Source organism: Brevirhabdus sp., assembly GCF_052826345.1.
The window spans coordinates 60,502-79,065 of record NZ_JBRBUA010000094.1 but is presented as its reverse complement, the minus strand read 5'-3'; the positions used below and the strand labels follow the sequence as shown (position 1 = coordinate 79,065).

The window sequence follows — 18,564 nt, the reverse complement described above, 5'->3', positions numbered from 1 at the left end:
AGAAGATGGCAGAACGCAAAGAAGAAGACTCTCCCTTTCTGGATGACCCCGAATCGATGGGCGAGGAAGAGGATCTGATCGACATCACCGCCGAGGATGAGGCCGAAGGCGATACCGTCGGCGGTGAAATCGCGGCGCTGAAGGCGGAGCGTGACGAGCTGCGCGACCGGATGCTGCGCGCGCTGGCCGACGCGGAAAACGCCCGCAAGCGCGGTGAACGCGATCGCCGCGAGGCGGAACAATACGGCGGTACGCGCCTGCTGCGCGATATGCTGCCCGTCTATGACAACCTGTCCCGCGCGCTCGAGGCTGCGGGCGAAGAACAGCGCGCCGCCGCCGGCCCGGTGATCGAAGGTGTCGATCTGACGCTGCGCGAGATCCTGAACGTGTTTTCCAAACACGGCATCCGTCAGATCAAGCCCGAAATCGGTGAGGCGTTCAGCCCGCAGCAACATCAGGCCATGTTCGAGGCGCCGGTTCCCGACACCAAGGCCGGCGACATCATTCAGGTGATGGCGGAAGGCTTCATGCTGCACGATCGGTTGCTGCGCCCCGCGCAGGTCGGCGTTTCCTCGACGCCCGCGGGCAAGGCCGCGGATAAATCGGCGGAAAAACCCGACCCGCAGGATACCTCCCGGTAAACCCGGCATGGCGATGGCGGCGCGGCGTCTTCCTGCCGCGCGCCATCAGCCGTCCGGCAGGGCCTTGAGCTCATAGAGCAGCGACAGCGCCTCGATCGGGGTCAGGCTGTCGGGCTGAACGGCATCGAGCCGGTCGCGCAACGGCGATGGGGCCTTCGGCGCGGCGGGGGCGGGCGCCGGGGGCAGGGCGAACAGCGGCAGATCGTCGATCAGCGCCCTTTGTCGCTCACCACCCTCCCGCTCGCCTTTTTCGAGGGCTTCGAGCACGATTTTCGCGCGGTCCACGACGCTGTCGGGCAGGCCCGCCAAACGCGCGACCTGCACGCCATAGGATCGATCCGCGGCCCCCTTGCGCACCTCATGCAGGAAAATGACGTCGCCATTCCATTCCTTGACGGCGACCGTCGCGTTTTCCGCGCCGGGCAGCTTGGCCGAAAGCGCGGTCAATTCGTGATAATGCGTGGCAAAGAGCGCCCGGCAGCGGTTCGCGTCATGCAGATGTTCCAGCGTGGCCCATGCTATGGACAGCCCGTCATAGGTCGCCGTGCCGCGCCCGATCTCGTCGAGGATCACAAGCGCCCGGTCATCCGCCTGGTTGAGGATCGCGGCCGTCTCGACCATCTCGACCATGAAGGTCGAGCGCCCCCGTGCCAGATCGTCCGCCGCGCCCACCCGGCTGAAAAGCTGCGACACCAATCCGATATGCGCCGAGGACGCGGGCACGAAGGCGCCGGCCTGGGCCAGCAGGGCGATCAGGGCGTTCTGGCGCAGAAACGTGGACTTGCCGGCCATGTTGGGCCCGGTGACCAGCCACAGATGCGCACCCTCGCCGCCGTCGGACAGCGCACAGTCGTTGGCGACGAAGGGCGCCCCGCCCTGGCGGCGCAGCGCACGCTCCACAACCGGATGACGCCCTGCCCGGATCTCGAAACCGCGGCCCGCGTCGATGCGCGGGCGGGTCCAGTCCTGGGCCGCTGCCAGATCGGCGAAACAGCAGGCGAGATCGACCTCCGCCAATGCGCGCGCGACCTCGCCCAGGGCGGTGCTGGCGGCGGTGATGATGCCCGACAGTTCGGCAAAGAGCCTTTTTTCGATTTCCGCGGCGCGGCTGCCCGCGTTGAGGATGCGGGTCTCGAGCTCGCTCAACTCGACCGTGGTGAACCGCACCGCGTTCGCGGTGGTCTGGCGGTGGATGAACTGCTCGCTCAGCGGGGGCGACAGCATCTTTTGCGCATGGGTCGCGGTGGTCTCGATGAAATAGCCGAGCACGTTGTTGTGCTTGATCTTCAGCGCGGCGATGCCCGTCGACGCGCTGTAGTCGGCCTGAAGCCTTGCAATCACACCGCGCCCCTCGTCGCGCAGCTGGCGCGCTTCGTCCAGCTCCGCGTCATAGCCCGCGGCGACAAATCCCCCGTCGCGCAGCAGCAGCGGCGGCTCGGCCACCAGCGCGGCGTCCAATTGGTCCTGCAACGCGTCATGGCCCGTCATGCAGGACCCGCATTCGGACAGCAGCGCAGGCAGTTCGGCGCCGGACAGGATCGTGCCGATATCTCCGGCCTGTTGCAGGGCATTGCGCGTGGCGGCCAGGTCGCGCGGCCCGCCCCGGTCCAGCGCCAGCCGGGACAGGGCGCGGTCCAGATCGGGCACCGGGCGCGGCGCGTCGTGCAGGCGTTCCGCCAGATCCCGACGCTCGACAAGCGCTTCCACCGCGTCATGACGCGCGCCCAGCAGCGCCAGATCCAGCGACGGGCTGGACAGCCTGCGTTCCAGCAGCCGCGCGCCGCCGGCGGTGACGGTTCGGTCTATGGCGTCGATAAGCGACCCGGCGCGCCCCCCCGACAGCGCATGGGTCAGTTCCAGATTGCGGCGCGTCGCGGCGTCGATCTGCATGACCTTGTCGGGCAGCTCGCGCACGGGGGCGCGCAACAGGGGCAATCGTCCCTTCTGGGTCAGCTCCAGGTATTCGATCAGCCCGCCCATTGCGGCAAGATCGGCGCGCCCGAAGGCGCCGAACGCATCGAGCGTGTCGACCCCGTAGAGGGCCTGCAGGCGGGATTTCGCCCCCTCGCTGTCAAAGCTCGACCGCGCCAGAGGGCTGAGCGCGGCGCCCAGATCGGAGATCAGCGCATCCAGATCGGCGCAGGCGTCATCGGCCGCGATGACCTCCCTGGGGGCCAGACGCGCCAGCTCCGGTGCCAGCCGGACGCGCGGGCAGCTCATCACGCGGAACGCTCCGGTCGAGATATCCACCCAGGCCAGCGCACCCGCATCGCGCACCTCCGCCCAGGCGCAGAGGAAATTATGCCGCCGCGCATCGAGCAGCGCATCTTCGGTCAGCGTGCCGGGGGTCACCAGGCGCACGACCTCGCGGCGCACGACCGATTTCGACCCGCGTTTTCGCGCCTCGGCGGGATCTTCGGTCTGCTCGCACACGGCGACGCGAAAGCCCTTGCGGATCAGCGTCAACAGATATCCCTCGGCGGAATGGACCGGCACGCCGCACATCGGGATGTCTTCGCCCAGATGCTTGCCGCGTTTGGTCAGCGAAATGTCGAGCGCTTCGGCAGCCGCGACGGCATCGTCGAAGAACATCTCATAGAAATCGCCCATCCGGTAGAACAGCAGGGCATCCCTGTGCTCTGCCTTGATTTCGAGAAACTGCGCCATCATGGGCGTGACCGTCGCTGTCGGTGCCGTCAAATCGTCCTCGTCGGGCTGGCCTGTGAATTCGGGCAAACCTACTAAGCGCGCGCACCCTGCGAAAGCGCGAAAAGCGCCGATGTTGGCAGGGCCGACGCGGCGGGCTATGACGGATCTTGCACAAAGAGAAGGCGAGGATCATGCGCAAAGACCCCAGACGGCCCAGGGCGCGTTCGGCAGAACGATGACGGTCTTCAACCTCGGCTCTATCAATGCGGATCACGTCTACCGCCTGCCGCATCTACCGGCACCGGGCGAGACGCTCGCCGCGCTCTCGCTGAGGCAGGGCCTGGGCGGCAAGGGCGCGAACCAGTCGGTGGCCGTCGCGCGATCCGGCGCGCCGATCGTCCATATCGGCGCCATCGGACCGGACGGCGCCTGGCTGCGCCGCCGGATGGAGGAGCTGGGCGTCGACACGACGCATATTCGGCGGCTCGATACCCCCAGCGGCCATGCGATCATCAACGTCGATGCATCGGGCGAGAATGCGATCGTGATCTTTCCCGGCGCGAACAGAGAGATCACGTCGCAGATCATCGGTTCGGCGCTTGCGCAGGCGCAGCCGGGCGACAGTCTGCTGATGCAGAACGAAACCAGCGGACAGACCGATGCGGCGCGCGTCGCCCGCGACAGGTCCATGCGCGTCGTCTATTCCGCCGCCCCGTTCGAGGTCGAGGCCGCTACGGCGATGATGCCGCTGTGCGATCTGCTGATCGTCAACCAGACGGAGGCAGACCAGCTTTGCGAGGCGCTGCGGCGGTCTCTCGATGATTTGCCGGTGCCGCAGGTTCTGGTCACCCTCGGCGCGGAAGGTGCGGAATGGCGCTCCGCCGGTCAGGTGATCCGGCAGCGGGCCTTTTCGGTCACGGCCGTGGACACCACCGGCGCGGGCGATTGCTTTGCGGGATTTTTCACCGCCGCGCGGGACATGGGGCATGAGGTGGCGCAGGCGATGGAATTGGCCGCCGCCGCCGCCGCGTTGCAAGTGACGCGGGCCGGCGCGGCCGATGCGATGCCCGACATGTCCGAAGTCCGGCGTTTCCTGGGCAGGTGACGCGACGTCCCGCACGGCTATCGAGAAATCACGGAGTCTCGGTGAAACTTTTTGTGCCGCTGCGCGTAAATTGGTGAGCGCCTTGGCCATATGGCGACAAGATCAACCTGACGACCCACCACCATCCGACGCCGAAAAAGACCCCGGAACGCATTTTCGTTCCGGGGTCTTTACAGTCCAAGTGCCTGCGTCGATTGCCTAGCGCAGCCTGCGATTGCGCATCGCAATCAGCCGCAATCTCAGCGCGTTCAACTTGATGAACCCGGCCGCATCCTTCTGATCGTAGGCGCCGGCGTCATCCTCAAAGGTGACATGTTCCTCGCTGTAAAGCGAATGGTCGGACCAGCGCCCGACCGTGCGCGCCAGACCTTTGTAAAGCTTCAGCCGAACGCTTCCGGTGACATGTTCCTGGCTCTTGTCGATGGCGGCCTGCAACATCTCGCGCTCGGGCGAGAACCAGAAGCCGTTGTAGATCAGCTCCGCATATTGCGGCATCAGCTGGTCCTTGAGGTGCGCGGCGCCGCGGTCCAGCGTGATCTGCTCGATGCCGCGGTGCGCCTCCAGCAGGACGGTGCCGCCGGGGGTTTCATAGACGCCGCGGGATTTCATGCCGACGAAACGGCCCTCGACCAGATCCAGCCGACCGATGCCGTGCTTGCCGCCCAGCTTGTTCAGGCGGGTCAGGATCGTGGCGGGCGACATCGCCTCGCCGTTGATGCTGACCGCATCGCCTTTTTTAAATCCGACCTCGATGAACTCCGGCTCGTTCGGGGCATCCTCGGGGTTCACGGTACGCTGATAGACGTAGTCGGGCGCATCGACGGCGGGATCTTCCAGCACCTTGCCCTCGGAGGAGGTGTGCAGAAGGTTCGCATCCACCGAAAACGGGGCTTCGCCGCGCTTGTCCTTGGCGATCGGTATCTGGTTCTTTTCCGCGAATTCCAGCAGCCGCGTGCGGCTCGACAGATCCCATTCACGCCAGGGCGCGATGACCTTGATGTCGGGGTTCAGCGCATAGGCCGCAAGTTCGAACCGGACCTGGTCGTTGCCCTTGCCGGTCGCGCCATGCGCAACGGCGTCGGCGCCGGTCGCCTCGGCGATCTCGATCAGACGCTTGGAAATCAGCGGCCGCGCGATGGAGGTGCCCAGCAGGTAGAGCCCTTCGTAGAGCGCATTGGCGCGGAACATCGGAAAGACGAAATCGCGCACGAATTCCTCGCGCAGATCCTCGATGAAGATCTCGGACGCGCCCATCATCTCGGCCTTTTTGCGCGCGGGCTCCAGTTCCTCACCCTGGCCAAGATCGGCGGTAAAGGTCACGACCTCGCAGCCGAATTCGGTTTGCAGCCATTTCAGGATGATAGAGGTGTCGAGCCCGCCGGAATAGGCAAGGACGACTTTCTTCGGAGCGGACATCGGGGCCTCCGGCGCTTTTATTTCGGACTTGCGGCGATTAGCCCGTTCCGGCAGCGCTTGCAAGGGAGGCATGGTGCAACGGACCCCCTGTGCCGACGAATCACCTGCACAGGGGCGAAGGCGATCCCGGCGACAGGCAAAGGAATGACGGATGCGCGATTTCAAGACCAGGGCACAGGCGGGGGCTGACCGGATAAGGGCGCTTTTCCCGCCGTCACCCTTGCAGCGCAACGATTTCCTGTCCAACCGCTACCGGGCGGAGATCTACCTGAAGCGCGAAGACCTGACGCCGGTGCGTTCCTACAAGATACGCGGCGCATTCAACGCCATGGACAAGCATCTGGCGGCCAAGCCGGACCAGCGCCTGTTCGTCTGCGCGAGCGCGGGAAACCATGCACAGGGCGTTGCGTTCGTCTGCCGCCACTTCGGCGTGCGCGGCGTCATCTTCATGCCGGTGACGACCCCGCGCCAGAAGATAGACAAGACCCGCGTGTTCGGCGGAGACGCGGTGGAGGTCCGTCTGGTCGGCGATTATTTCGACGACACGCTCGCCGCCGCTCAGGCTTTCTGCGTGGCGGAGGATGGCCACTTTCTGTCGCCCTTCGACGATCCCGACGTGATCGAAGGCCAGGCCTCGGTCGGGGCCGAGTTGGAAGAAGACATGCCCGGGTTGCCGGACATGATCGTGCTGCCGGTCGGCGGCGGCGGGCTGTCGTCGGGGGTGACCGGCTATTTCGCCGGGTCCGGCATCGATTTCCGTTTCGTGGAGCCGCGCGGCGGCGCCAGTCTCGCGGCGGCCTTGCGGGCGGGGCGGCCCGTCGCGCTTGACAAGGTGAACACCTTTGTCGACGGCGCGGCCGTGGCCCAGATCGGCGATCTGACGTACCGTGCGCTGCAGGCCACCGATCCGGGCAAGGTTCTCACCGCCCCGGAGGACCGGATCTGCATAACGATTCTGGAAATGCTGAACGTCGAGGGGATCGTGCTGGAACCGGCCGGCGCCATGTCCATCGACGCGCTCAGGGATCTGGCGCCCGAAATCGTCGGCAAAACGGTGGTCTGCGTGACTTCGGGCGGTAATTTCGATTTCGAACGGCTGCCCGAGGTCAAGGAAAGGGCGTTGCGCTTCTCCGGCCTCAAAAAATACTTCGTGCTGCGGATGCCTCAGCGCCCCGGTGCGCTGAAGGATTTTCTGGGCCTGCTGGGTCCCGATGACGATATCTCGCGGTTCGAATATCTGAAGAAATCCGCGCGCAACTTCGGCTCGGTACTGATCGGGATCGAATCAAAGGAACAGGCGTCGCTGCGCAGTCTCTACACCCGCATGGAAGAGGCGGGATTTGTCTATCAGGACATCACCGACGACGAGGTTCTCGCCTCCTTCCTGATCTGACGGCCGCCTCGGGGTCCACCTTTGGGGCCGACCTTTGGAGCCGAGCTTTCCCGCGCGGGTCCATGTGGTCGACATGGCAGCTCAGGCAGCGGTGCGGAATCCGCCGCGTTCCAACTGATCGCGCGAATGCGCGAAGATCGCATGGACGGATTGCAGGCAGGAGGAGAAATCCGCACAATCCTCCGCGTTTTTCAGGCAGGTCGTGGCCAGCGTGGAAAAGCCCAGATCGGCCGCGCAATCGCCGATTGCCAGCAGCTCCACCCGGAACTGTGCCCCGGGCATGTCCGGGCCGAGCATGGCAAGCTTTTCTTCGATCTCCTGAAGCAGGAGCTCCGCCAGATCCGTGAAGAGGGCCGGGCCCAGGTCATTTCTGAGTTGCGCGATACGTTCTTCGTTAATCATGCGATCACCGAGTGTTTCCTGACAGCGAAGCAAAACTAACTCGGAAAAAATGAGCAAGCGGTAAATGCCGCGAACGCTTCGGTCAGCACCAAGGGACGTAAGGTTACATTGGTCGCACACCACCATCGCGCGAACCGGCCCGCGCGGACTGTCGCAGCAGCATTCAGCCGCGCGGGCTGCGGCTGCGCCCGGTCAGATCAGGCTGGCGAAATACCTGTCGCCCTCCACCGACAGGGCGCGCACGGCCTTGGGCAGAGGCATCCAGACGGCTGTATGATTCACTTCGCCGGGCGGCCCGAGACGCAAGGTGGGTCTGCACAGGTAGACATGGCACAGCTTCTCGGCCCAGATGCGGTATTCCGGCATATAGGTGTAACGGCGAAACGCACCCAATCTGCGGCGGACCTGCATTCTGTAGCCGGTTTCCTCCATCACTTCGCGGTGGAGCGCGGGCAGGGGGTGCTCACCGGGGTCTATGCCGCCGCCGGGCAGCTGGAATTCGTGGTGCGGCGTACCCTGCCACGTCAGCAGCAGCGATCCCTCGCGGTGCAACACGGCATAGACACCGGGGCGGGCCCGATAACGTCGGCCGGTCTGCGGGGGGTGCCCGAATCGTCTGATCATCTGCGCGCCTTTCGCCCGACCCTTGGCCTTGGGGCCTGGTGTTCCTATATTGTCGCGGTATGCCAACGCTGGGCGCACAAGGAAACCCCATGACTCTTGGATCTACCATCGCCTGGGACGATACCGTCCTGCCCTTTCAACTTGACCGCTCGGACATTCGTGGCCGCGTGGCGCGTCTGGACGGCGTGCTGAACAAGCTGCTGGAACAGCATGATTATCCCCAGGTGGTCGAAGCTCTGGTCGCCGAGGCGGCGGTGCTGACCGCGTTGATCGGCCAGACGATCAAGCTGCGCTGGAAGCTGTCGTTGCAGATCCGCGGCAACGGCCCGATCAGGATCATCGCCACCGATTATTACGGCCCGACCGAAGATGGCGAACCCGCGCGTATGCGGGCCTATGCCAGTTACGACGCCGAACGCCTGGACCGCGACGGGGATGGCTTCGCGCAGATCGGCAAGGGATATCTGGCGGTATTGATCGACCAGGGCGACGGCAATGTGCCCTACCAGGGCATCACCCCGCTGGCCGGCGGCTCGCTCGCCGCCTGTGCGGAGACGTATTTCGCCCAGTCCGAACAGCTGCCGACCCGGTTTTCCACCAGTGCCGGAACCTCGCAGCGCCCCGGAGAGGCCGCCGCCTGGCGCGCGGGCGGGGTCATGTTGCAGCATATGCCCAAGGCGTCGCCCTTTGTCGCCCAGGAAGGCGGCAGCGGGGATCAGGGCTTGCTCAAACCCGCCGACATTCTGGCCCCCGATGAGGCCGAGAACTGGCGCCGGGTGAATATCCTGCTCGATACCGTGGATGAGTTGGAACTGATCGGGCCGGTGGTCCAGCCGACGGAAATGCTGATGCGTCTGTTTCACGAGGAAGAGCCGCGCGTCTATGACGCCCAGCCAGTGAAATTCGGCTGTAGCTGTTCGGCGGAAAAGGTGCGCGAAAGCCTGTCGATCTACTCGGCCAAGGACATCGCGCATATGACCACGGAAGAGGGGATCGTGACGGCGGACTGCCAGTTCTGCGGCGCCCATTACGAGCTGGACCCGAAAGTGCTCGGGTTCGAAGCGGCGGAGACGCCCGGTGGCGAGGATTGATCTGATCGATCGCGTGACGACGGCGCTGTCATCGACTGGCAGCGCCTCGTCTGATTTCGACCTTACGCAGGGTCTCAGCCTGCCGCAGAACCGCAAGCTGCGGCAGGCGGGCGTCCTGATCGCGATTTCGCAGGGCCCGGCCGACGAAGAGGTGATCCTGACCAAGCGATCCTCGCGCCTGCGCCACCATCCCGGCCAGATCGCCTTTCCCGGCGGCAAGCTCGAGCCCGAAGATTCCGACGCCATCGCGGCAGCGCTGCGCGAGGCGGAGGAGGAGGTCGGCCTGCAACGCACGCAGGTCCGCGTGATCGGCACGATGCCCGATCATGAAACCGTCACCGGCTTTTCCATCTGCCCCGTGGTCGGCACCATTGACGGCGCGTTCCAGCCCGTGGCCGAAGCGGGCGAGGTCGAGGAGGTCTTTCGCGTGCCGTTGGCGCATGTCCTGGACCGCGCCCGCTACAGTGTCGAATCGCGCATGTGGCGGATGCAGCAGCGGCAGTATTACACGGTGCCTTTCGGCCCGTATTACATCTGGGGCGCCACCGCGCGGATCTTGCGCGCGCTGGCGGATCGGGTCGCGCTGTGACGCGCGTGGCCGGCGCCTGGTTGGAAAGCGCGCACACGCAGGCGGTGCTGTCGATGCTGCTCGACGCCGGTTACCGTGCCTATTTCGTGGGGGGCTGCGTGCGCAACGAGCTGCTTGGCGCGCCGGTGGGCGACATCGACATCGCCACTGACGCGCACCCCCAACAGGTCCGGCGGCTGTCTGCGGCGGCGGGGCTGAAAAGCGTGCCGACGGGCATGGACCACGGCACCGTTACCGTTCTGAGCGGCGGCATCCCGCATGAGGTGACCACCTTCCGCAAGGATGTCCGCACCGACGGGCGCCACGCGCAGGTGGTGTTTTCAGACGAAATCTCGGATGACGCACGACGCCGGGATTTCACGATGAACGCGCTTTACGCGCAGCGCGACGGTCAGGTGCTGGACCCTGTGGGCGGGCTTGACGATCTGTACCGGCGCCGCCTGCGTTTCATCGAGGATCCTCGTCAGCGCATCACCGAGGATTATCTGAGAATCCTGCGGTTTTTCCGCTTTCACGCCTGGTATGGCGACCCCGCCTCTGGCCTGGATGCGGAGGGGCTGGCCGCCTGCGCCGCGCTGGCCGACGGGCTGTGCCGGCTGTCGCGCGAACGCGTCGGCGCCGAGATGTTCAAGCTGCTGGGCGCGCCCGATCCTGCACCGGCCGTAGCGGCCATGGCGCAGGCTGGGGTGTTGCGCCGGGTGTTGCCGGGGGCGGATGCGACGCCGCTGCCGGTTCTCGTCCATCTGGAGGGCCTTGCCCACGCCGATCCTGCTCCGTTACGGCGGCTGGCGCTGATCGCGGGTTCGGACCAGCCGCCCGACCTGCGGCTCAGTCGGGCGCAGGCGCGCGACTACCGTTTGCGGCGCGATCATCTGGGCGGCACCCAGCCCCCGGCGGAGCTGTCGTATCGTCTGGGCCCCGACGTTGCGCTGGACGTGGTGCTGATGCGCTGTGCGCTTTTCGAGCAGCATCCGGGCGCTGATCTGGCGGCGCAGATCGCCCGCGGCGCGGCGGCCGAATTTCCGGTGAGGGCCGCGGATCTGCAACCGGATTTCCAAGGCCCCGCGCTCGGCAAGAAACTGGCGGCGCTCGAGGCGCGGTGGATCGCGTCGGATTTCAGCCTGTCGCGGAACGCGCTGCTGGACTGACGCGCGACCGATCTCGCGCCGAGGCCCCTTGACCCCGCGCCGCCGCTCATCCGACATGCCCCGATGATGCCGGACCCACTTTACCTGTTCGTTTTTGCCGGCCTGTTTTCGCCGGGTCCGAACGTGATCCTTCTGACCGCCTCCGGCGCGCGGTTCGGGTTTGGGCGTACGATCCCCCATATTCTGGGCGTGGCGCTGGGCGTGGGTGTCACGGCGGGGCTGACGGGGCTCGGGATCGGGGCGCTTCTGCTGGCCGCGCCGTCGTTGACGCTGACCCTGAAAGCAGTCGCCGCAGCCTGGATCTTGTACATGGCATACAGGCTATACCGTGGTGGGCGCGGGCAGGGCACCGGGCGAATGCGCCCCTTCACGATGGTGGAGGCGATCCTGTTCCAATGGGTCAACCCCAAGGTCTGGGCCGTCGCCATCGCGGCCTCGGCCGGTTATCCTGCCGGGCTTGATCCGCTGAACGAAGGCCTGCGCCTGGGGCTGGTGTTCTCCTCGCTCAACCTTGCGGTCTGCCTGTTCTGGGTCTGGGCCGGCACGCTGCTGGCCTATCTGCTCACCTCGGTAACCGCCTGGCGGATGTTTTCCGCGCTCATGGCGGCGGCGCTGGCGGCCTCCGCCGCGATGGTCTTTCTGTGACGATCGGCCTATATCTGAACGACTTCGAAAGTTGGTCAGATGTTCAAATTCTTTGAAAATCTCGTAGACCCATATGCGGACTATACGGAATCCGACGTGCCGCCGACCCGGCTGTGGCCGTTTCTGAAATCCTATTCGGCCCCGTTCAAGCGGATCTTCCTTCTGACCGCGCTCATGTCGGTGCTGGTCGCGGCGGTGGAAATCGGCCTGATCTCCTACATGGGGCGGATCGTCGATATCCTGTCGCGGCAGACCCCCGCCACCGCCTGGCAGGACCACGGGACGGAGCTGCTTTTGGTCGCGGGTTTCATCCTGGTGATCCGCCCCTTGCTGCAAATGCTCGATGTGGCGCTGCTGAACAACGCGATCCTGCCGAACTTCGGCACGCTGATCCGCTGGCGCGCGCATCGCCATGTGCTGCGCCAGTCGGTCGGCTGGTTTGAAAACGATTTTGCCGGGCGCATCGCGAACCGGATCATGCAGGCCCCGCCCGCCGCGGGCGAAGCCGTGTTTCAGGTGTTCGACGCGATCACCTTTTCCATCGCCTATCTGGTCGGCGCCTTCGTGTTGCTGGCCGATGCCGACGCGCGGCTGGCGATTCCGCTGCTGATCTGGCTGGTGTTCTATGGGGCCCTGCTGCGCTGGACGATCTTGCGCGTGGGGCCCGCGTCCAAGGCGTCCTCCGACGCGCGCAGCCTGGTGACGGGGCGCGTGGTCGACAGCTATACCAATATCCACGCGGTCAAGCTGTTCGCGCATCACGACACCGAACTGTCCTACGCGAAAGAGGCGATCGAGAATGCGCGGCGCACCTTCGCCAGGGAAATGCGCATCATTACCATGATGGACGTCGGGCTGACCGCGCTGAACGGGTTTCTGATCGTATCCGTCGTCGGCTGGGCATTTGCGCTGTGGTTGACCGACAGCGCCACCGTGGGCGTGGTTGCCGCCGCCACCGCGCTGACGCTGCGGCTGAATGCGATGACCGGGTGGATCATGTGGGCGGTGTCGAGCCTGTTTCGCTCGCTGGGCATCGTGGCCGAAGGGATGCAGACCATCGCCCAGCCGATCACCCTGCTCGACAGACCCGGTGCGGTACGGCTGGACCGGCCGCGCGGCGAGATCGTCTTCGACAACGTCAGTCACCATTACGGGCGCGGGCGCGGCGGGCTGGACCGGGTTTCCCTGCATATCGCACCGGGCGAAAAAGTGGGACTGATCGGGCGTTCGGGGGCCGGAAAATCGACCCTCGTAAAGCTTCTTTTGCGGTTTTACGACGTGGAAGGCGGACGCATCCTGCTGGATGGCAAGGACATATCGCACATCACCCAGGACAGTCTGCGCGCGGGCATCGGCATGGTGCAGCAGGACAGCGCATTGCTGCACCGTTCGGTCCGCGACAATATCCTTTACGGTCGCCCCGACGCCTCCGAACAGGACATGCAAGAGGCCGCCATCCGCGCCGAGGCCGAAGGGTTCATAGCCGATCTGCGCGACCCGGAGGGGCGTTCGGGCTATGATGCGGAGGTGGGCGAACGCGGCGTCAAGCTGTCGGGCGGCCAGCGCCAGCGCATCACTCTGGCGCGCGTCATCCTCAAGGATGCGCCGATCCTCGTTCTGGATGAGGCGACCTCGGCGCTCGACAGCGAGGTGGAGGCCGCGATCCAGGACACGCTTTATCGCGTGATGGAGGGCAAGACCGTGATCGCCATCGCCCACAGGCTTTCCACCATTGCCCGGATGGACCGCATTCTGGTGCTGGATGAGGGGCGTATCGCCGAGGAAGGCACCCACAGCTCGCTGCTGGCGCAGGGCGGGCTATATGCCGGGTTCTGGGCGCGTCAATCGGACGGGTTCATCGGGGTGGATGAGGCGGACGCATGAGATACGCAAACTGGATCAACGCCTTTCAGCACGCCGACGGCCCGCCGCCGCAGACGCTGGGCGCGTTTTTCCTGTGGTGCCTGCGCGGATCGCTGCCGATGTTGTGGCTGGCGGCGCTTTTATCGGCCGGGGCGGGTTCGCTCGAGGTTGTCACGGCGATCCTGCTGGGGGCGGTGATCGATACCGCGCTGGCCAGCGATCCGGCGCGTCTTTTCAGCGATCACTGGCCGCTGCTGCTGGGATTCGTGGGCTTCTTCGTGGTGCTGCGTCCGCTGCTGTTCGGCCTGTCGGCGGCCTCGAACTCGATTATCGTGCAGCCAAACGTCAGCCCGTTGGTGCTGTCGCGGCTGCACCGCTGGACGCTGGGCCAGTCGGTCACCTTTTTCGACCAGGATTTCGCCGGCCGTATCGCGCAAAAGCAGATGCAGACCGCCCGTGCCGTCACCGATGTGACGAGCGAGACGATCAACGTGGTGTTCTTCGCGCTGGCCTCGTTGATCGGCTCCGTCGCGCTGCTGACGACGATCGACTGGCGCGTGGGGATGCTGCTTCTGGCGTGGCTGGTGGGATACCTGGCCCTGATCCGCTGGTTCATGCCGCGGGTGCGGGCCCGATCGGCGGCGCGGGCGGGCGCGCGGGCGATGGTGTCCGGTCAGGTGGTGGATACGATCACCAACATCAAGACGGTCAAGCTGTTCGCCCATGACGCCCACGAGGATCGCGCCGCGCTGGGCGCGATGGAATCGTTCCGCGAAAAGGCCCTGAACTTCGGTCGGCTGTCGGCGGCGTTCCGGTTTTCGCTGATGACCGTGGCGGGCCTGTTGCCGGTCATCCTGGTCGGCGCGTCGCTGGTGCTGTGGACGCAAGGCGGGGTGAGTGCGGGCGACATCGCCGCCGCAGGGACGATTTCGATCCGCATCTCGCAGATGACGGGCTGGGTCAGCTTTACCCTGATGGCAATGTATTCCAACGTGGGCGAGGTCGAGGATGGCATGAACACCCTGACCCCCCGCGCGCGGGTCAGTGACGCGGCGGACGCCGCCCCGCTCAGCGGGGCCAGCAGCATCGCCTTTGAGGATGTGAGCTTTGCCTATGGCCGCCGCGCGGGCGGGGTACGCGATGTGACGCTGCACGTCACGGCGGGGCAGAAACTGGGCGTCGTCGGTGCGTCCGGCGCCGGAAAATCCACCTTGGTCTCGCTTTTGCTCAGGCTCTACGACCCGGAAAAGGGACATGTTCTGATCGGAGGGCAGGATATCCGCAAGGTCACCCAGGACAGCGTCCGCAAGCGCATAGGGATGGTCACGCAGGAAACCGCGATGTTCAACCGCTCGGCCCGCGACAACATCCGCTACGGCCGCCCCGACGCCGACGACGCGCGGATGATCGCCGCCGCCAAGAAGGCGGAGGCGCATGATTTCATCATGGAGCTCGAGGACCACAAGGGCCGCAGGGGCTACGACGCCCATCTGGGCGAGCGCGGCGTTCGCCTGTCGGGCGGGCAGCGTCAGCGGATCGCGCTGGCCCGCGCGATTCTGAAGGACGCGCCGATCCTGGTGCTGGATGAGGCGACCTCGGCGCTGGACAGCGAGGTAGAGGCGTCGATCCAGCACGCGCTGGAGCGCACGATGGAAGGCAAGACGGTGATCGCCATCGCGCACCGCCTGTCGACGCTCGCGGAAATGGACCGGATCATCGTGCTCGACGCGGGCCGCATCGTCGAAGACGGCACGCATGAGGAACTGATGCGCGCGGACGGGCTTTACGCGCGCTTCTGGAACCGGCAATCCGGCGGCTTCATAGGCACAGAGGAGGCCGCGGAATGAAGGTAACGATCGAACGGCTGGGCCAGCAAGGCGACGGCATCGCCGAAGGGCCCCTTTTCGTGCCGCGCACCCTGCCCGGCGAGGTGGTCGAGGGCACCCCGGAGGGCGACCGCCTGACCGGCGTGAAGATCGTGACGCCCGCGGTCCAGCGGATCGCGCCGCCCTGCCCGCATTTCCGGCAATGCGGCGGCTGCGCGATGCAGCATGTTGCCGACGATTTCGTGGCCGATTGGAAAATCGGTATCGTGCGTCAGGCGCTCGAGGCGCGCGGGCTGCCCGCACCCATCACCGGCATCGCGACCTCGCCGCCGCGCAGCCGCAGGCGGGCCACGCTGCATGGCATACGCACCAAAAAGGGCGGTCTGGTCGGCTTCCACGCGAAGGGCTCCGGTCATGTCACCTCGATCCCGTCGTGCCTGTTGCTGACGCCCGAACTGATGGACGCGCTGCCGATGCTGGAGGGGTTCGTCCCGCTGGCCGCCAGCCGCAAGAGCGAGATTGCCCTGACCGTGACACAGACACGCGGCGGTCTCGACCTCGCGATCAGCGGCGCCCGCCCGTTGGACGATGCGCTGCGTGTCGAACTGGCCGCGCGGGTCGCGGCCACGGGGCTGGCGCGGCTCGCCTGGAACGGCGAGGTTCTGGCGGAACGTTCCGCCCCCGAGGTGAAATTCGGCCGTGCCCGGGTCGTGCCGCCTTCGGGCGCGTTCCTGCAAGCCACGCGGCAGGGCGAGGACGCGCTGATCGCCGCGGTCCGTCTGGCGGTGGGCGACGCGGCGCGGGTTTGCGATCTTTTCGCCGGCTGCGGGACCTTCGCGCTGCCGCTGGCCGAAGGCGCACAGGTGCTGGCCGTCGAAGGCGACGCCGCGATGACGGCGGCGCTGGAACGCGGCTGGCGCGAGGCGCAGGGGCTGAAAACGGTGCGGACATTGACGCGAGACCTGTTCCGCCGACCCCTGCTGCGCGATGAGCTGAAGGGGTTTGACGCCGTCGTCATCGATCCACCCCGCGCCGGGGCCGAGGCACAGGTCGCCGCGCTGGCGGATGCGGCGGTGCCGGTCGTCGCCGCGGTGTCATGCAACCCGGTCAGCTTTGCGCGGGACGCGGCGATTCTGGTGGCGGCCGGATACACGCTCGACTGGGTGCGGGTGATCGACCAGTTCCGCTGGTCCTCGCATGTGGAGCTTGCGGCGCGCTTCTCAAGGCCCGTCTGACGCGCACGCTCGGCACGTATTGCGGGATTGCCGCGCTTGCGGAAAAGCTGCGGCGGGGGACGGGGCGGCACTATGACGACACGTGCATCCGCGTTAGCCTGCGAAAAAACAGGCAAAGAGCAGACATGACACTTATCCGCATTCTATTTCTGATCGGCCTCACGCTGGGCGTGGCCGCATGTTCGACGACGACAAGCAAGTTCAAGCGTTACGACGGGCCGGAGGTCACGCGCGTCGCAGTGTTCAAGGAAAAGCGCAAGCTGTTCCTGTTCAACGGCGACAAGGTGCTGAAATCCTATGACTTCGAGCTGGGATTCGCGCCGGTCGGTCCCAAGCGGTTCGAAGGCGACGGCAAGACGCCCGAGGGCCGCTATCTGATCGACAAGCGCAACCCGAACAGCAATTATCACCTGTCTGTCGGCATCTCCTACCCGAACCGCGATGATATGGCATTCGCGCGGCAATATGGCCGGTCGCCGGGGGGCGATATCTTTATCCACGGGCAGAAAAGCAAGTTCGACAAGGGCGGCGACGACTGGACCGCCGGGTGCATCGCCGTCACCAATCGCGAGATCGAGGATATCTATGCGATGGTGCGCAACGGCACCGTCATTGACCTTTATCCCTGAATTGGCGGGTCGGCCTATCGCGGCCCGAACCGACCTGATCTAACCTGATCTGGCCGCCGACCGCGGCGGGGCTCAGTTTCCGATCGCCGCATCCATCCGCGACAGATCGAAGCCGCCGACGGCACTGCCGACGCCCGCCGACAGGCGTTGCGAGGCGGGGGCAACCTCGGGGGCAACCGGCGCGCCTGTCACCAGCGTCCACCAGATCTTGCCGTTGGGCTCCTGGAAATAGTCAAACCCCATTTCCCGCGCCTGAGGATCGAGGATGATCTCCTTCGTCGCGGGTTCTTCCATCCAGGCGGCGAGGGTTTCAAGCTCCGTCTCGAAGGTCTCGGAGATCGCTTCGCCGACCAGCCTGCCGCCGTAGCCTGCCCGTTTCACCCGGTCCAGCGGCGAGGATCCGTCAGATCCGAAATGCCAGGGCCGGTTCTGCACCGACATGTCGCGCGAATGCGTGGCGGCGGCGGCGTTCAGCTGCGCGTTGAGAACCAGCGGCGGCGCGTTGACCGTCTTGCGCAGCGCGTTCATCGAATCGAGCATTCGGTACTGGATCTGCGCTTCGCCGCCCGCGGGAATGCGATATCCCTTGGATACGCGCACCGTGCCGTCCGCGCCGGTGGTCACGGGCGAACAGGCAGCAAGCACGGCGGTGGACAGAAGCGCGACAGAGATCAGACGTTTCATATGGCGGTCATCCCAGGAATTGCCGGTTCCGCTTTACCTCTATCACGCGCCGCGAGCAAACGCTCATGGGCACATGCGGCAAAGCTTCGCGTGTGACGGCGCGCGGCCCTCTGGCTGGAACAGATTCCGGCGCTGGAACGACCGATGCGCGCGGTCGCGACAGATAGCTAATTTGAGGTGTTGCCAAATTGACGACATTGCCGCGAACCGCCGCAGGTCAATAGGTTGACTCCATTGCATTTGCGAAATGTTGCTGCTTAAACCGAGTCACGAGGTACAGTCTTGACGCCCGTTAACTTGTCTATGTGGCAGGGCGGCGGGTAAAATATCGGAGGATTACGATGAAAAAAGTCGCTCTCGCAGCCGCATTCGCGCTTACCGCTACCACCGCAATGGCGGGCAGCATCGTGGAGCCCGCTCCCGAGCCGGTCATCCAGCCTGAAGTCATCGTCGAAGACACGTCTTCGTCGGGCGCAGGCATCGTTGTTCCGCTGCTGCTGCTGGTTCTGCTGGCCGTCGCTGCGAACTAAGCCTTACGCTTAGCAAGAAATCGAGAAAGGCGGTGGGCCAACCACCGCCTTTTTTGCTGTCCGGGCCTTGGTTTCCGGGGGTGGCGGGCCGCCC

At 65.6% G+C, this 18,564-nt stretch carries 17 protein-coding genes; 12 read left to right on the top strand and 5 right to left on the bottom strand.

Going from position 1 to position 18,564, the window contains the following annotated elements; genetic code table 11:
- Window positions 1-5: 5 nt before the first annotated feature.
- Entirely contained in the window at window positions 6-641 is a 636-nt protein-coding gene (locus ACU0BR_RS11310; protein ID WP_446156933.1) for a nucleotide exchange factor GrpE, read from the top strand.
- A 45-nt stretch (window positions 642-686) separates the two neighbouring features.
- On the opposite strand, the gene mutS is transcribed toward ACU0BR_RS11310, so the two are convergent.
- Complete coding sequence (gene mutS, locus ACU0BR_RS11305) at window positions 687-3,311, bottom strand: DNA mismatch repair protein MutS (protein ID WP_446156979.1); 2,625 nt, start codon at window positions 3,309-3,311, stop codon at window positions 687-689.
- A 214-nt stretch (window positions 3,312-3,525) separates the two neighbouring features.
- On the opposite strand from mutS, the gene ACU0BR_RS11300 reads away from it, so the two are divergent.
- A complete protein-coding gene (locus ACU0BR_RS11300) occupies window positions 3,526-4,395 on the top strand; it encodes a ribokinase (protein WP_446156978.1) in 870 nt (289 codons plus the stop codon).
- Window positions 4,396-4,593: 198 nt separating this feature from the next.
- Here the strand turns inward: ACU0BR_RS11300 and ACU0BR_RS11295 are convergent, their stop codons facing one another.
- On the bottom strand, window positions 4,594-5,811 hold the full coding sequence (locus ACU0BR_RS11295) for an argininosuccinate synthase (protein ID WP_446156932.1): 1,218 nt from the start codon (window positions 5,809-5,811) through the stop codon (window positions 4,594-4,596).
- Window positions 5,812-5,962: 151 nt separating this feature from the next.
- Here ACU0BR_RS11295 and ilvA point away from each other — a divergent pair, with 151 nt between their 5' ends.
- A complete protein-coding gene (gene ilvA / locus ACU0BR_RS11290) occupies window positions 5,963-7,204 on the top strand; it encodes a threonine ammonia-lyase IlvA (protein ID WP_446156931.1) in 1,242 nt (413 codons plus the stop codon).
- Between the two features lie 81 nt (window positions 7,205-7,285).
- On the opposite strand, the gene ACU0BR_RS11285 is transcribed toward ilvA, so the two are convergent.
- A complete protein-coding gene (locus tag ACU0BR_RS11285; protein WP_446156930.1) occupies window positions 7,286-7,606 on the bottom strand; it encodes a hypothetical protein in 321 nt (106 codons plus the stop codon).
- 192 nt (window positions 7,607-7,798) lie between these two features.
- Window positions 7,799-8,230, bottom strand: a complete 432-nt coding sequence (locus tag ACU0BR_RS11280; RefSeq protein ID WP_446156929.1) for an NUDIX domain-containing protein — start codon at window positions 8,228-8,230, stop codon at window positions 7,799-7,801.
- Window positions 8,231-8,319: 89 nt separating this feature from the next.
- Between ACU0BR_RS11280 and hslO the strand changes: the two genes are divergently transcribed.
- The 8 genes from hslO to ACU0BR_RS11240 all read left to right on the top strand — a co-directional run bounded on the left by hslO (window position 8,320) and on the right by ACU0BR_RS11240 (window position 17,256).
- The gene (hslO, locus tag ACU0BR_RS11275; RefSeq protein ID WP_446156928.1) at window positions 8,320-9,321 is read left to right on the top strand and encodes an Hsp33 family molecular chaperone HslO; all 1,002 of its coding nucleotides are present in this window, start codon (window positions 8,320-8,322) and stop codon (window positions 9,319-9,321) included.
- A complete protein-coding gene (locus ACU0BR_RS11270) occupies window positions 9,308-9,910 on the top strand; it encodes a CoA pyrophosphatase (protein WP_446156927.1) in 603 nt (200 codons plus the stop codon). The genes hslO and ACU0BR_RS11270 overlap by 14 nt, the downstream gene beginning before the upstream one ends.
- A 53-nt stretch (window positions 9,911-9,963) precedes the next feature.
- Entirely contained in the window at window positions 9,964-11,058 is a 1,095-nt protein-coding gene (locus tag ACU0BR_RS11265) for a CCA tRNA nucleotidyltransferase (protein WP_446156977.1), read from the top strand.
- 66 nt (window positions 11,059-11,124) lie between these two features.
- Window positions 11,125-11,703 (top strand): LysE family translocator, encoded by a 579-nt coding sequence (locus tag ACU0BR_RS11260; protein WP_446156926.1) that lies wholly within the window; start codon window positions 11,125-11,127, stop codon window positions 11,701-11,703.
- Window positions 11,704-11,742: 39 nt separating this feature from the next.
- A complete protein-coding gene (locus ACU0BR_RS11255) occupies window positions 11,743-13,587 on the top strand; it encodes an ABC transporter ATP-binding protein (protein ID WP_446156925.1) in 1,845 nt (614 codons plus the stop codon).
- On the top strand, window positions 13,584-15,413 hold the full coding sequence (locus ACU0BR_RS11250) for an ABC transporter ATP-binding protein (RefSeq protein WP_446156924.1): 1,830 nt from the start codon (window positions 13,584-13,586) through the stop codon (window positions 15,411-15,413). The genes ACU0BR_RS11255 and ACU0BR_RS11250 overlap by 4 nt, the downstream gene beginning before the upstream one ends.
- On the top strand, window positions 15,410-16,627 hold the full coding sequence (locus tag ACU0BR_RS11245; protein ID WP_446156923.1) for a class I SAM-dependent RNA methyltransferase: 1,218 nt from the start codon (window positions 15,410-15,412) through the stop codon (window positions 16,625-16,627). The genes ACU0BR_RS11250 and ACU0BR_RS11245 overlap by 4 nt, the downstream gene beginning before the upstream one ends.
- Before the next feature lie 125 nt (window positions 16,628-16,752).
- The gene (locus tag ACU0BR_RS11240) at window positions 16,753-17,256 is read left to right on the top strand and encodes a L,D-transpeptidase family protein (RefSeq protein WP_446156922.1); all 504 of its coding nucleotides are present in this window, start codon (window positions 16,753-16,755) and stop codon (window positions 17,254-17,256) included.
- Window positions 17,257-17,328: 72 nt separating this feature from the next.
- Here ACU0BR_RS11240 and ACU0BR_RS11235 read toward each other — a convergent pair whose 3' ends face one another.
- Window positions 17,329-17,940: a CAP domain-containing protein gene (locus ACU0BR_RS11235; protein WP_446156921.1), complete on the bottom strand. Its 612-nt coding sequence runs from the start codon at window positions 17,938-17,940 to the stop codon at window positions 17,329-17,331.
- A gap of 341 nt (window positions 17,941-18,281) precedes the next feature.
- Between ACU0BR_RS11235 and ACU0BR_RS11230 the strand changes: the two genes are divergently transcribed.
- Entirely contained in the window at window positions 18,282-18,470 is a 189-nt protein-coding gene (locus ACU0BR_RS11230; protein WP_446156920.1) for a hypothetical protein, read from the top strand.
- Window positions 18,471-18,564: the final 94 nt, after the last annotated feature.

Coding starts and splice junctions, on each gene's coding strand:
- mutS (WP_446156979.1), bottom strand. CDS start 3,311: ATGATGGCGCAGTTTCTCGAAATCAAGGCAGAGCACAGGGATGCCCTG.
- ACU0BR_RS11255 (WP_446156925.1), top strand. CDS start 11,743: ATGTTCAAATTCTTTGAAAATCTCGTAGACCCATATGCGGACTATACG.
- ACU0BR_RS11260 (WP_446156926.1), top strand. CDS start 11,125: ATGCCGGACCCACTTTACCTGTTCGTTTTTGCCGGCCTGTTTTCGCCG.
- ACU0BR_RS11250 (WP_446156924.1), top strand. CDS start 13,584: ATGAGATACGCAAACTGGATCAACGCCTTTCAGCACGCCGACGGCCCG.
- ACU0BR_RS11295 (WP_446156932.1), bottom strand. CDS start 5,811: ATGTCCGCTCCGAAGAAAGTCGTCCTTGCCTATTCCGGCGGGCTCGAC.
- ilvA (WP_446156931.1), top strand. CDS start 5,963: ATGCGCGATTTCAAGACCAGGGCACAGGCGGGGGCTGACCGGATAAGG.
- ACU0BR_RS11265 (WP_446156977.1), top strand. CDS start 9,964: ATGCTGCTCGACGCCGGTTACCGTGCCTATTTCGTGGGGGGCTGCGTG.
- ACU0BR_RS11280 (WP_446156929.1), bottom strand. CDS start 8,230: ATGATCAGACGATTCGGGCACCCCCCGCAGACCGGCCGACGTTATCGG.
- ACU0BR_RS11230 (WP_446156920.1), top strand. CDS start 18,282: ATGAAAAAAGTCGCTCTCGCAGCCGCATTCGCGCTTACCGCTACCACC.
- ACU0BR_RS11300 (WP_446156978.1), top strand. CDS start 3,526: ATGACGGTCTTCAACCTCGGCTCTATCAATGCGGATCACGTCTACCGC.
- ACU0BR_RS11235 (WP_446156921.1), bottom strand. CDS start 17,940: ATGAAACGTCTGATCTCTGTCGCGCTTCTGTCCACCGCCGTGCTTGCT.
- ACU0BR_RS11310 (WP_446156933.1), top strand. CDS start 6: ATGGCAGAACGCAAAGAAGAAGACTCTCCCTTTCTGGATGACCCCGAA.
- ACU0BR_RS11240 (WP_446156922.1), top strand. CDS start 16,753: ATGACACTTATCCGCATTCTATTTCTGATCGGCCTCACGCTGGGCGTG.
- hslO (WP_446156928.1), top strand. CDS start 8,320: ATGACTCTTGGATCTACCATCGCCTGGGACGATACCGTCCTGCCCTTT.
- ACU0BR_RS11285 (WP_446156930.1), bottom strand. CDS start 7,606: ATGATTAACGAAGAACGTATCGCGCAACTCAGAAATGACCTGGGCCCG.
- ACU0BR_RS11245 (WP_446156923.1), top strand. CDS start 15,410: ATGAAGGTAACGATCGAACGGCTGGGCCAGCAAGGCGACGGCATCGCC.